The 12,624-nt window shown below is 73.5% G+C and carries 10 protein-coding genes and 1 tRNA gene; 8 read left to right on the forward strand and 3 right to left on the reverse strand.

What is annotated here, in order from left to right; all coding sequences use genetic code 11:
- Positions 1-10: 10 nt before the first annotated feature.
- Positions 11-1,726, reverse strand: a complete 1,716-nt coding sequence (locus tag Cba03nite_RS33685; protein ID WP_203755291.1) for an ankyrin repeat domain-containing protein — start codon at positions 1,724-1,726, stop codon at positions 11-13.
- Positions 1,727-1,750: 24 nt separating this feature from the next.
- Positions 1,751-1,823 (reverse strand) — tRNA-OTHER (locus Cba03nite_RS33690).
- Between the two features lie 125 nt (positions 1,824-1,948).
- Here Cba03nite_RS33690 and Cba03nite_RS33695 point away from each other — a divergent pair.
- The 8 genes from Cba03nite_RS33695 to Cba03nite_RS33730 all read left to right on the forward strand — a co-directional run bounded on the left by Cba03nite_RS33695 (position 1,949) and on the right by Cba03nite_RS33730 (position 11,581).
- Entirely contained in the window at positions 1,949-3,952 is a 2,004-nt protein-coding gene (locus tag Cba03nite_RS33695) for an APC family permease (RefSeq protein ID WP_203755294.1), read from the forward strand.
- Positions 3,953-4,006: 54 nt separating this feature from the next.
- A complete protein-coding gene (locus Cba03nite_RS33700; protein WP_203755297.1) occupies positions 4,007-4,342 on the forward strand; it encodes an STAS domain-containing protein in 336 nt (111 codons plus the stop codon).
- A gap of 127 nt (positions 4,343-4,469) precedes the next feature.
- On the forward strand, positions 4,470-5,408 hold the full coding sequence (locus Cba03nite_RS33705; protein WP_203755299.1) for an anti-sigma factor RsbA family regulatory protein: 939 nt from the start codon (positions 4,470-4,472) through the stop codon (positions 5,406-5,408).
- Between the two features lie 156 nt (positions 5,409-5,564).
- The gene (locus tag Cba03nite_RS33710) at positions 5,565-7,241 is read left to right on the forward strand and encodes a hypothetical protein (RefSeq protein ID WP_203755301.1); all 1,677 of its coding nucleotides are present in this window, start codon (positions 5,565-5,567) and stop codon (positions 7,239-7,241) included.
- Positions 7,242-7,282: 41 nt separating this feature from the next.
- Entirely contained in the window at positions 7,283-8,206 is a 924-nt protein-coding gene (gene ypfJ / locus Cba03nite_RS33715) for a KPN_02809 family neutral zinc metallopeptidase (RefSeq protein WP_203755303.1), read from the forward strand.
- Between the two features lie 162 nt (positions 8,207-8,368).
- Positions 8,369-9,664, forward strand: coding sequence for a Gfo/Idh/MocA family protein (locus tag Cba03nite_RS33720; RefSeq protein ID WP_203755305.1), 1,296 nt, complete (start codon positions 8,369-8,371; stop codon positions 9,662-9,664).
- 50 nt (positions 9,665-9,714) lie between these two features.
- Positions 9,715-10,692, forward strand: coding sequence for a helix-turn-helix transcriptional regulator (locus Cba03nite_RS33725; protein WP_203755308.1), 978 nt, complete (start codon positions 9,715-9,717; stop codon positions 10,690-10,692).
- Positions 10,693-10,765: 73 nt separating this feature from the next.
- On the forward strand, positions 10,766-11,581 hold the full coding sequence (locus Cba03nite_RS33730; RefSeq protein WP_203755311.1) for an alpha/beta hydrolase family protein: 816 nt from the start codon (positions 10,766-10,768) through the stop codon (positions 11,579-11,581).
- Between the two features lie 12 nt (positions 11,582-11,593).
- Here Cba03nite_RS33730 and Cba03nite_RS33735 read toward each other — a convergent pair whose 3' ends face one another.
- Positions 11,594-12,613 (reverse strand): DUF695 domain-containing protein, encoded by a 1,020-nt coding sequence (locus tag Cba03nite_RS33735; RefSeq protein WP_203755313.1) that lies wholly within the window; start codon positions 12,611-12,613, stop codon positions 11,594-11,596.
- Between the last annotated feature and the right edge of the window lie 11 nt (positions 12,614-12,624).

Raw genomic sequence — 12,624 nt, forward strand, 5'->3', positions numbered from 1 at the left:
GCCGCCTCGCCTAGCCGCGCAGCGCGGCCCAGCGTTCGTGCAGGAGCTTGGTGAGGAAGTCGAGGTCGTCGCGGCGGGCGCGGTAGGCCGCGCTGCTGGCGACCATCGCGCCGTGCACCGTCTCGGCGAAGGGGTCGGCGCCCGCGGCGAGCAGCCGGTGGATCAGCGACACGTCGCCGCCGTTCATGACGGCCACGTACAGCGGGGTGCGGCCGGCGCGGTCGCGTGCGTCCACGGGCACCCCGGCGGCGTCCAGCAGCGGCAGCAGCCGCTCGTGGTCCACCCACATCGCGGTGTGCCGCAGCGACCAGCCGCTGCCGTCGCGCATGTGCGGGTCGATCACGCCGCGCGCCAGGCCGTCGAGCAGCCAGTCGGTGTCGCCGTCGAGCATGCGCTCGCGGATCAGCGCCCGCTGCGCGACCAGCGCCCTCGGCAGCCGCCCGGCCCCGGTCAGCCACGCCTCCCGCGCCGCGAAACAGCCCGCGCTCGCCCCGCCCATGGCCCGCAGCGTCTGCTCCCGCCGCAGTTCCTCGTCGGTATGGTCGTCCAGCCGCAGCGCACCCTCGCGCACGCCGAGCACGTGCCACGCCCCCTGGCAGCGGATCCGCGCCGGGTCTCCCGGCTGCCCCCGCCGTCGCCCCGCCCGCCGCGTCTCCTCATGGAGTGTCCGCGCATCGTGCGCGCCGACGTGCGGCGGGTTCGTGGTCGTCGTGCTGTCAGCGGCTGTGGCGGCGGCCGGAGACTCCGGGGTCGCGGCACCGGGCCGGGCGGGCAGCAGCGCCTCGCGCAGCAGGGGGTGCAGGTCGTCGGGAGTCAGGCGGCCGGTGTACAGCAGCGCGAGGTCGGCCGGGACGGGGCCGCTGGCGACGCGGGGATACAGGTCGTAGAAGTCGTGGGCGTCGCCCGCCGCGGCGGTCAGCGTCTCGGCCACGGTCACGTCGACGTGCGCGCCGAACTGGGTGCTGGCCTGCGTCGTGCCGAACGCGGCGGCGGCCGCGCGCAACTCCGCGGCCAGGCCGACGGGGCAGGTCGGCGGGGCGGTGTCGGCCTGCAACGGCTTCGTCTCGGTGAACGGGATGTCGAACCCGCAGGCCCGCCACGCGGCGGCGTACTCGCCCGCGGCGAGCATCAGGTAGATCCGCTCGGTGGCGGCGGCCTCGTCGGCGCCCCGGCCGAGTTCGGACCAGGGCAGCGGGGTGCCGTCGGGACGCAGCAGCGGCGGGCGCTCGGCGGAGCAGCCCCAGGCGGCGCGCAGGCCGGCGGTGGCGCGCACGTCCCAGGTATGGCGGGGTGCGACGTACCACCGGTGGTCGGCCATCTCGGCGACGGTGGCCACGGTCAGCCGCAGGCGCTGCGGTCCGGTGGGCGACAGCGGCAGCCGCACCCGGAGCAGCGGCGCGTCCGGCTCGACGGTGTCCGGGACGAGCACGGCGCTGGTGCGGGCCCGGTAGGTCGTCATGCCGCCGGGATGCCGGGGCAGGTGCCAGACCAGCAGGTCCAGTGCGAGGTGGCGCAGGTCGTCTGCGATCCGCGCGGCCGCCTCGGCGCCGTGCCGGTCCCGTACGGCGGCCAGGTCGAGTTCCAGGTCGGCGGGCACCACGGCCGCGGCGGTGCGCCAGTCACCGGCCGCTCGGGCGCGGGCGGCAGCCGCGACGGCGCCGGGGGAGGGCATGCGGGCGCGGATGCGGCGCCACTGCGCCAGGTCGTCGCGCAGGGACGTGATCATCCGCACACCTCCAGCTGAAAGGCGGCAGGCCGGCCGGATTCGAACCGGCGTCCTCCAACTGCGCGAAGTGGCGCGACGACCTCTGCGCTACGGCCTGCCGACCGGCACACTACACACCGATCCCGACAGTCCCGGCGCGCGCGGGTGGGGCTCGCGCGGCATGACACGCGGGCCTATGGTGTGCGCTGTTGTGATTCGGGTTCAGGTTGGTATCGGAAGGTCATGAGCAGCGACACCGCCACGACGGGCGACGCCGTCGAGTACGCCATTCCCGCCGTCGTGGACAGCCCGGTCCGGACCCCGGACCCTGCGGGAGGGCTGAGCCGCTGGCTGCTGCAGCACCGCGTGCAGCCGGTCGGTCCCGAGTCCGACGAGAATCACGCCACGCCGCAGGCGTGGTGGAAGGTGATGTGCCTGACCGGCGTCGACTACTTCTCCACGCTGGCCTACCTGCCGGCGATCGCGGCGACGGCGGCGGGGGCGCTGTCGCCGCTGGCGACGTTGCTGATCGTGGCGCTGACGCTGCTGGGCATGCTGCCGATGTACCGGCGGGTGGCCAGGGAGAGCCCGCACGGGCAGGGTTCGGTGGCGATGCTGGAGGACCTGCTGCCGTTCTGGCGGGGCAAGATCTTCGTGCTGGTGCTGCTCGGGTTCGTGGCCACCTCGTGGATCATCACGATCACCCTGTCGGCTGCCGACGCGTCGGTGCACCTGCTGGAGAATCCCCTGGCCCCGCACTTCCTGGAGGGCCACGCGGTCGCGATCACGGTCATCCTGCTGCTGATCCTGGGCGGGGTGTTCCTGCTCGGCTTCAGCGAGGCGGTCGGTGTGGCGATCCCGCTGGTGGCGGTGTTCCTCGGCCTCAACGCGATCATCGTGGTGGCGGGCCTGGTGGAGGTGTTCACCACGCCGGGGGCCTGGTCGGGCTGGACCGATGCACTGACCAGCGGCGGCGGCGGCTTCGGCGGCGTGATGGGCCCCGCGATCCTCGCGTTCCCGCTGCTGGTGCTGGGCCTGTCCGGGTTCGAGACCGGCGTGAGCATGATGCCCCTCGTGAAGGCCGACGGAGCGGACACGCGGCAGCGGCTGATCGCGCGGATCGGCAACACCCGTAAGCTGCTCACCGTCGCCGCGCTGATCATGTCGGTGTACCTGCTGGCTACGAGCTTCGTCACCACGGTGCTGATCCCGGCGGAGGAGTTCCAGCCGGGCGGGGCGGCCAACGGCCGGGCGCTGGCCTTCCTGGCGCACGAGCACCTGGGTGAGGGCTTCGGCACCGTCTACGACGTCAGCACGATCCTGATCCTGTGGTTCGCGGGCGCGTCGGCGATGGCGGGGCTGGTCAACATCGTGCCGCGCTACCTGCCGTCCTACGGCATGGCGCCGGAGTGGGGCCGCGCGGTCCGGCCGGTGGTGCTGGTCTACACCGTCGTGTGCGTCGGCGTGACGATCGCGTTCGGGGCCGACGTCGAGGCGCAGGCGGGCGCGTACGCCACCGGCATCCTGGCGATGATGGTGTCCGGCAGCGTCGCGGTGACGATCTCGGCCTGGCGGCACCGGCGGCGGGCGGCCACCGCCGGGTTCGCCGTGCTCACCCTGATCCTGCTGTACGCCCTCGGCGAGAACATCCACGAGAAGCCGGACGGCATCGCGATCTCGGCCATGTTCATCGGCGCGATCGTCGTGATCTCGCTGGTCTCGCGCGCGACCCGGACCACCGAGCTGCGCGTCGAGCACATCGAGTTCGACAACCGCGCGCGGCGGTTCGTCACCGAGTCGCTGGCGCACGACGGCGCGCTGAACCTGATCGCCAACCGCCGTCAGGACGGTGACATCGCCGAGTACGCGGCCAAGGAGGCCGAGCAGCGCGGCATGAACCCGGTGCCCGGGCGCGCGGACGTGCTGTTCCTGGAGATCGACGTGGTGGACCCGTCGCAGTTCACCAACGTGCTGCACGTCACCGGCGCGCAGGTGGGGCCGTACCGCGTCCTGCGGGTGAACGCCCCGGCCGCGCCGAACGCGATCGCCGCGGTGCTGCTCGCGCTGCGCGACGCGACCGGGGTGCGCCCGCACTGCTACTTCGAGTGGTCCGAGGGCTCGCCGCTGACCCACCTGTTCCGCTACCTGATCCTGGGCCGCGGCGACACCCCGCCCGTGGTCCGGGAGATCCTGCGGCAGCGTGAGGTGGAGCCCGCCCGCCGTCCGGGCATCCACGTCGGCGGCTGAACGCGGCCCCCGCCGGGGAGCGCGGAGGCGGACGTGTGTGCTACAACCTTTCGCGTGACCGCGACACCTCCTCAGCTCAGCCACCTCATCGCCGCCGCGGACGGTGAGGTGCGGGTCGCGCTGGCCGGCGAGGTCGATCTCGCCGTGGCCGACGAGCTGCACCGGTGGCTCACCGGGGCGGCGGGGGACCACCCGGGGCTGCCCGTGGTCGTGGACATGAGCGGCGTGACGTTCATCGACTCGTCGGGGATCAGGGCGTTCGTGCGCGCCCGCGCGGACGTCACCGCGGCCGGGTGCGGCATGCGGCTGGTCAACACGACGGGCATGGCGCTGCGGGTGCTGCAGGTCGCCGGGGTGTACACGCACCTGAGCGGCGAGCCCGCCGAGTGAGCCGCTCACGGCCGCGGAGGTGAGCTGACCTCGCCTCTGAGGTGCGCGCCTGTTACCTTTGGCCCGTGCACCAGGCGGCCGTAGTGATCATGGCTCTCCATGTCGCCAGGCCGCAGGGGTCTGCCGCATGAGGCCCGGCGCGCCTGCGGGCTTCGTCCACGAGGCCGCGTTCCCCGGCTCCGACCGGGAGTTCCTGGACGTCGTCGTGCCGTTCGTGCGCCGTGGGCTGGCCGCGGACGAGCCGGTGGTGGTCGCGTACGGCCCCCGGCAGCGCGAGCTGCTGTCCGGCGCGCTGGGGCCGGACAGCGGGGTGCTGTTCCTCGACGGCGGCGAGCAGTACGCGCGCCCGGCGCTCGCGCTCAAGCAGTACCGGGAGCTGTTCGGCGACCTGCTGGCGAGCGGCGCGCAGCGGATCCGGGTCACCGGTGAGGTGTCGTACCACGGGCTGCGCGAGCAGTGGGACTGGTGGGCGCGCTACGAGTCGGCGGTCAACACCGCGTGGGCCGGGCTGCCGGTGTGGGCCCTGTGCCCCTACGACGTCCGCCACACCCCGCCGCGCGTGGTCGACGACGTGCGCCGCACCCACCCGTACCGCGCGGTGCCCGGCGGCCACTACCGCGACCCGGCGTACCAGGAGCCGGGCGAGTTCGTCCCCGGGGTCGGGGCGTGGCGGGACCCGCTGGAGCAGGATGCGCCCGTCCTCGACCTGGCCGATCCGCAGCCCGGCCCGGCCCGCGACGCGGTCGCGGCCCTGCGGCAGGCGGCCGGGGTCAGCGTCGACGACCTCCAGGCGCTGCTGGTCGCGGTCAGCGAGGCGGTGACCAACGCCTGGCTGCACGGCCGCCCGCCGGTGCGGCTGCGAGCCTGGACCGGACCGGGGCGGCTGGTGGTCAGCGTCGCCGACGCCGGGCCCGGCCCCGCCGACCCGATGGCCGGCCTGGTGCCCGGCCCCCGCCCCGGCGGCATGGGTCTGTGGCTCGCCCATCAGCTGTGTACGCATGTGTCGCTGCAGCGTGACCCGCACGGTTTCACGGTGCGCCTGGCCGCCGGGCGGCTCGGCGGCTGAGCGGCGCGCCGCCGACTGGTGCCGAGGCGGGTGCTAAGCGACAATCCTGCGGTGGAGCACGGCGCCGATCCGGGCCGGCATCGAGCTTCCTCGTGGTACGCGGGCCGTGACCGGCCCGTACGGCCGTTCTATCCCCGAGTGCTCAGGAGCAGCCACGTGTCCGATGTCGATGTCGAGCCGGTGTCCGCGTCCCCGGACCGGGTTCCGCCCCAGCCGCAGGCACCGGAGCCGGCGGCGCCGTGGTGGCGGGGCGTCCGGCTGCCGTACGCCCTGACCGGCGTGCTGCTGCTGGTGATGACCTGGTTCACGATCGCGCAGGGCCGCTTCCACGGCCGCACCTACGACGAGTACATGCAGGACGACTACGGCGCCCGGGTGCTGAAGTTCTACCTGTCCGGCACCGAGGACCGCTCCTTCCTCGACTTCCCGGACTACCTCTACATGCCGCAGCACGGCGCCGGGTTCGAGCTGATCGTGGCGTTCTTCCAGCACCTCACCGGCGAGGTGTGGCAGACCCGCACGATCGTCAACGGGCTGTTCGGCGTACTCGGCATGCTGATCATCGGGCTGGCCGCGCGGGAGCTGGCCGGCCGCGGGGTGACCGGGGCGTGGGCCGGGTTCGCCGCCGCGCTCGGGCTCGCGCTGTACCCGCGCTACACCGGCCAGATGATGAACAACTCCAAGGACATCCCGCTGGCCGTGGCGATGGTGCTGGTGCTCTGGCTGGTGCTGCGGCTGATGCGCCGCTGGCAGGAGCCCGACCGGCGCGGCGAGGTGCTGGAGCTGGGCGCGATCGGCGCGGCCATCGGATTCGCGGCCTCGATCCGGGTCAACGCGCTGCTGTGGTTCGGGCTGCTGGCGCTGGTGGCGGGCGGCTACTGGATGCTGCACGGCCGTAGGCTGCGCGGCCGGGAGCTGCGGTCGGAGATCACCAACCAGATCACCGCGCTGCTGGCCATCGGCACCACCGCCTACCTGGTGATGTCGCTGCTGTGGCCGTACCTGCTGACCAACCCGACCGACGGCCTGCTCGCCTCGGTCGAGTCGATGGCGAAGTACGACTGGGACAACGAGATCCGCTTCGGCGGCGAGATGGTGCGCTCCACCCAGCTGCCCTGGTACTACGCGCCCTGGTGGCTGGTGATCGGCTCGCCACTGCCGGTGGTGGCGCTCACCGCGGCGGCGGTGGTGGCCGGGGCGGTGGCGCTGGTCCGGCGCACCGGCGTGGACGGGCGGCTGCTGCTGGTCGGCGCGTACATCCTGGTGCCGCTCGCGCTGATCATCGGGGCGCACTCGACGCTGTACAACAGCCTGCGGCAGTTCCTGTTCGTGGCCCCGGGCCTGATCGTGCTCGGCGCGGTGCTGCTGGTGCGCTGGATCCGGCAGGCGTTCGCGTCCGGGCGCACCGCGCTGGCCTGGTCGCTGCTCGTCCTGGCGGTGCTCGGCCAGGTCGAGGTGCTCTACGCCTCCGCCCGCATCTACCCGTACGAGTACTCGTACTTCAACCCGCTGGTCGGCGGCTACGCCGAGGCCCGGCACGACTACGAGAGCACCTACTACGGCTCGTGCACCCGGGCCGCCGCCGTCTGGCTGGGGGAGAACTACCAGCGCTACACCGCCGACCCGGCGCCCACGTTCCGCGACGAGCACCAGTGGAACTCGCTGGCCGAGGTGGACCTGCCGGACAACTTCGTCGGGATCGGCGACGGCCAGCCGTACTTCCGGATCGTCACCGGCGAGGCCGGGCCCGGCTACCGGGAGATCCACGCCGTCGTCGTCGAGGGCGAGCCGGTCTGCCGGGTGGCCGTCGTCGACTACGCGCCCGGCGGCTGACCAGCGGTTACTGGTGGCATGGCGCGGGGTATCCCCGCGCCATGACCCTCAACGAGAACGCGGATATCGACACCAGCCAGGTGACCGACGCCCGGGGTGGCGGCGGTGGGGGCCGGAGCTTCGGCGGTGGCGGCATCCCCATCCCGATCCCCACGAGCGGCGGCGGGATCATCGGCACGCTGCTGGTGATCGGCCTGGCGCTGGCCGGGGCGTTCCTCGGCCCGCAGATGCTCGGCGGCGGTGGCGACGCCGGCGGTCCCGGCGTCAGCGAGACCTGCTCGACGGCGAACCCGGACCGGCTGGAGCACTCGGAGTGCCGCAACGCGCTCTACATCAACTCGATCCAGGCGTACTGGCGCGAGGCGATGCCGCAGACGTTCGGCCAGGCGTACCAGCAGACCGACACGGTCTTCTTCTCCCAGGCGGTGAACACCGCCTGCGGCTCGGCCGACAGCGGCGTGGGGCCGTTCTACTGCCCCGCCGACAACCAGGTCTACATCGACCTGTCCTTCTACGACGAGCTGGCCAGCCGGTTCGGCGCGGACGGCCAGTTCGCCCAGCCGTACGTGCTGGCCCACGAGTACGGCCACCACCTGCAGAACCTGCTCGGCACGTCGGAGCAGGTGCAGCGCGAGTCCCAGCGCGACCCCGGCAACGCCAACGCGCTGTCGGTGAAGCTGGAGCTGCAGGCCGACTGCCTGGCCGGGGTATGGGCCAAGCACGCGACCGAGACCGAGGACGCCAAGGGCCAGCCGATCTTCAAGTCGGTCACCCAGCAGGACATCGACCAGGCGCTCGAAGCGGCTGCCGCGATCGGCGACGACAAGATCATGGAGCGCTCCGGCGCGCCGGTGGACGAGTCCAAGTTCACCCACGGCACGGCCAAGCAGCGCAGCGACTGGTTCAACACCGGCTACCGCACCGGTGACGGCCGCCAGTGCGACACCTTCACCAAGGGCGTCTGACCGCCCGCCCCCTAGGATGATCGCCGGTTCGTGTCGAAAGGTCGGGTCTGACCGCACCTTTCGACACGAACCGGCGATCATGCTGGTCAGGCTGGGACTTGTGGCGCAGGTAACCGGTTCCTATAGTGGCCCGGAGCTGATCATCGCCCCGGAGGTCCCACCGTGCAGCCAGTCCGACTCGCTCTCATCGGCGCCGGTGACCGCGGCAACGCGTACTCGCGGTGGGCGCTGGCGCACCCGGACCGGGCGCGGGTGGTCGCCGTCGCCGAACCGGACGCCGAGCGCCGGGAGCGCTTCGCGCGGGACCACGACATCGCCCCGGCCGCGCAGCACCCCGGCTGGGCGGAGCTGCTGGCCGATCCGGCGCTGGACGTCGACGCGGTCCTCATCGCCACCCAGGACTCCGGGCACGCCGCCCCCGCCATCGCCGCCGCGCGGCGCGGGCTGCACATCATGCTGGAGAAGCCGCTCGCGCCGACCCCCGAGGAGTGTGTGCGCATCGTCGACGCGGTCGCCGAGGCGGGCGTGATGCTGGCCGTGTGCCATGTGCTGCGCTACGCGCCGTACACCCGGCTGGTCAAGAGCCTGCTCGACGGCGGCGCGATCGGCGAGGTGATGTCGGTGCAGCACCACGAGCCGGTCGGGTTCTGGCACCAGGCGCACTCGTTCGTACGCGGCAACTGGCGCCGCGAGGACCTGTCCAGCTTCATGCTGCTGGCCAAGTCGTGCCACGACATCGACTGGCTCCAGCACGTCGTCGGCCGCGACATCACCCGCGTGTCCAGCTTCGGCGGGCTGCGCCACTTCCGCCCCGAGCACCGCCCCGAAGGCGCCGCCGACCGCTGCCTCGACTGCGCGGTCGAGCCGGGCTGTCCCTACTCCGCCCCGCGCCTCTACCGCGACCGGCTCGCCCGCGGCGACCACGGCTGGCCGCTGAGCGTGGTCACGCCTGTGTTCACCGAGGAGGCGCTGACCGCCGCGCTGCGCGAGGGGCCCTACGGGCGCTGCGTGTACGCCTGCGACAACGACGTGGTCGACCACCAGGTGGTGGCGATGGAGTTCGCCGGCGGGGTCAGTGCGGTGTTCACCATGAACGCGTTCAACACCGGCGGCCACCGCCGCACCCGGATCTTCGGCACCCGCGGCGAGCTGGTCTGCGAGGGCACCGCGATCACCGTTCACGACTTCGTCACCGGCACCGCGACCAGCCACGACCCGGCCACGGCCGGCGGGGCGGACGCCGCGGGCGGGCACGGCGGCGGCGACGCCGGGCTGATGGACGCGTTCACCGCAGCGGTGGCCACCGGCGAGCGCGACCGCATCCTGTCCGGCCCGGCCGCGACGCTCAACTCCCACCTGGCCACGTTCGCCGCGGAGCAGGCCCGGCACGAGGGCGCCGTGATCACCGTGCGGAGGCCGGGCAGCACCCCCGCGCCCACCCCGTCGTTTGGAGGTTAGGCACGCCTGACACCGACAGCGCGGGCGGGCCGTGGCGTCGGGGGTGGGTAATGACAGACGGCGGGTCACCGCGGGTGCGCGCGCTGGAGTACACGACACGGGACCTGGAGGTGGCACACCAGGTCCTGCGCGACACGTACGTCGACCACCGGCATCGCCTGTTCGGCCCATCCGGGGAGTTCGTGTACCGGCAGCACACCGTGGGCGCCGGGGAGCTGGCCATGGACAGCGTGCGGCACACGGCCGCCGTGGAGAACACCGTCGACCCGCTGACGTACCTGATGTTCGGCGTGCCGCTGAGCCCGTCGATCACCATCCGGGCCGGGCGCGCCGAGCTGCGGCCGGGCCGCGGCGAGGCGTTCCTCTACCCGACGGGTGTCCCGTTCACCGTGCGCTGGAGTGAGCTGGACGTGCGGCTGCTGCGCCTGCCCATCGAGCGGGTTGCCCGGGTCGCGGCCCGGTCCACCGGCATCGCGGTGGCCGACTTCCGCTTCGACGGCCTGTCGCCGGTGTCGCCGCACGCGGCCCGGCACTGGCGCGACACCATGGCCTACCTGTACCACGTGCTTTCCGCGCCGGACTCGGCGCTGGCCAACCCGCTGGTGTACAGCGCCGCGGTGGACCTGGCCGCCTCCGTCGCCGTCGCCACCTTCCCGAACACCGCCACGTCGGTCGGGCACCTGGCCGAGCCGGGCCGGGTGGCGCCGGCCGCACTGCGCCGCGCCGTGGCGTTCATCGACGCGCACGCGCACGAGCCGGTCACCGTCGAGGACATCGCCGAGGCGGCCGGGATCTCCTCCCGCGGGCTGCAGGCCGCGTTCAGCCGGCATGCCGACACGACCCCGATGTCGTACCTGCGGCGGGTGCGGCTGGAGCGGGCCCACCGCGACCTGCTCGCGGCCGACCCGGCGCGCGGCGACACCGTCGCCGACGTGGCCCGGCGCTGGGGCTTCGCCAGCCTGAGCCGGTTCGCCGCGGTGTACCGCGAGGAGTACGGCAGATCACCGCGGCACACCTTGCGCACCTAGGGCAACCGCACCCGGACCCCAGCCGGTATCTCCCTACAGGACGGACGGGGAGGTTCGGGTGCGCCGGAGGACATTGATCACCGCTGTGGGGCTGCTGCTCGTGGCGGGCTGCGGCGCACCCGCTCCACCGGCGTCGCCCGCGCCGCCGTCGGTGCTGCGGCTCGACCTGGCCAACGGGCCGGACCGGCCGCTGCCGACCGAGGTGCGCCTGCCGGGCGGTGGCGGGCGGCATCCGCTGCTCGTGTTCGTGCACGGTTACACCTGCCACGTCGCGGAGTACACCGACCTGCTGGACCACTGGGCGAAGGCCGGATTCGCGGTGGCCGCGCCGACGTTCCCGTACACCCACGGCGCCGCCGCGAAGCTCGACATCATGGACCTGCTCAAGCAGCCGGCCGACGTCACGGCCGTCATCGACGCCCTGCTGGCCCGCGCGGAGCAGCCGGGTGACCCGCTGCACGGCCGCCTCGACCCGGCCCGCATCGCGGCGGGCGGGCACTCGCTCGGCGGGATGACGACCGTCGGCGCGCTCGGCAGGTGGCGCGACCCGCGGCTCAAGGCCGGGATCGTGCTGGCCGGCAGCGCGCGTGACGTGGGCACCGGATTCCAGGGCGAGCCCGCGCCGCTGCTGTTCGTGCACGGGCTCGGCGACCGGGTGGTCACCATCGACCAGGGGCGGGCGGCGTACGAGGCGGTGCCCTGGCCAAAGGCGTTCCTGACGCTGCCGCTGGGCACCCACCGCAACCCGTTCATGTTCCCGTCCGACCCGGACTGGGCGCGGGTCGCCGACGCCACCACGGACTTCCTGCGCTGGCGGCTGACCGGGGACAGCTCGGCCCGCACCAGGCTGACCGCCCTCGGCCCGGACTTCGACGACCGCCTCGGCTGACCTCCGCCCGGCTCAGGGCCGCAGGTGGCGCACCCGCTCCCAGGCCGGATCCGTGCTGGTGCGGACCTTCGCCCGGCCCTCCCGCCACGATCCGGCGTGCTTCTCCAGGGGCTTGGCCGCGAAGCGGGTCGAGTCGCCGTAGATGTGCAGCGTACGGACGTTCTCCCCGGTCTCGTGCGCGATCAGCTCGGCACCGTCGAGCAGCGGGGCCAGGCTGTCCTCGAAGGCGCGCAGCGCGTCCAGCGAGTCCTGCTCCGGCAGGCCGTTGCCGGTCGCCCGGAACGGCAGCGTCACCCCGACGTGGGTGTCGTACGACGGCCGGCGGGCGGGCTTGAGCGGCTGCTGGACCGTCGCGATGCGGGGCACGGCGGCCGTCTCCGGGGTGCCGAGCACCGCCCAGCTGTCCTCGTCGAACTGACCGGCGAGCGCGGACACCGCCTCGGCCAGCGCCGTCCCGGGCAGCGCCCCGTCCAGTTCGGCGACGGTGGCGTCGATGGTGCCGATCCAGATCTCCACCCCGTCCTCGCCGAGCAGCCAGGTGAGCGACAGGTACGCCAGGCGCAGGCGGTGCTGCTCGGGCATGGAGACGAAGGCCGGGTGGTACACCACGACGTCGTACTCGTGGCGCGGCTCGTCGAGCGCGAACCCGTAGCGCAGCTCGGCGAGCTGGAGCCGCACCCCGTCCGCCTCGAACGCCCCGTCGAGCATCTCCGGCTCGGCCTGGCGGGCGCCGTGATACTCCCAGGTGGCGTCGGGTGCGGGCGCGGCCAGCTGCCAGCGGTGCGCGATCGCGCGCAGCGCCGGGTCGCCGGCCGCGCTGACGATGAACGCGTGCTGCGCGGTGCGGCCCTTGCTGAACTCCCACTCCAGGTCGCTGTGGATGGCGTCCACCCGCTTGGACACCTCGCGGACCAGGTCGTGGTCGACCTCCTTCGCCGCGAACGCGGCCTCGGCGCGGGCACGCAACCCCGGCCAGGCGGCCCAGAAGTCCCTGATGCCGGAGGACGGGTCACGACGGCGCGAGAAGATCATGGCGAGGGAGC

The organism is Catellatospora bangladeshensis (assembly GCF_016862575.1).
Lineage (GTDB): Bacteria > Actinomycetota > Actinomycetes > Mycobacteriales > Micromonosporaceae > Catellatospora > Catellatospora bangladeshensis.

Coding starts and splice junctions, on each gene's coding strand:
- ypfJ (WP_203755303.1), top strand. CDS start 7,283: ATGACCCTCAACGAGAACGCGGATATCGACACCAGCCAGGTGACCGAC.
- Cba03nite_RS33735 (WP_203755313.1), bottom strand. CDS start 12,613: ATGATCTTCTCGCGCCGTCGTGACCCGTCCTCCGGCATCAGGGACTTC.
- Cba03nite_RS33695 (WP_203755294.1), top strand. CDS start 1,949: ATGAGCAGCGACACCGCCACGACGGGCGACGCCGTCGAGTACGCCATT.
- Cba03nite_RS33685 (WP_203755291.1), bottom strand. CDS start 1,726: ATGATCACGTCCCTGCGCGACGACCTGGCGCAGTGGCGCCGCATCCGC.
- Cba03nite_RS33725 (WP_203755308.1), top strand. CDS start 9,715: ATGACAGACGGCGGGTCACCGCGGGTGCGCGCGCTGGAGTACACGACA.
- Cba03nite_RS33705 (WP_203755299.1), top strand. CDS start 4,470: ATGAGGCCCGGCGCGCCTGCGGGCTTCGTCCACGAGGCCGCGTTCCCC.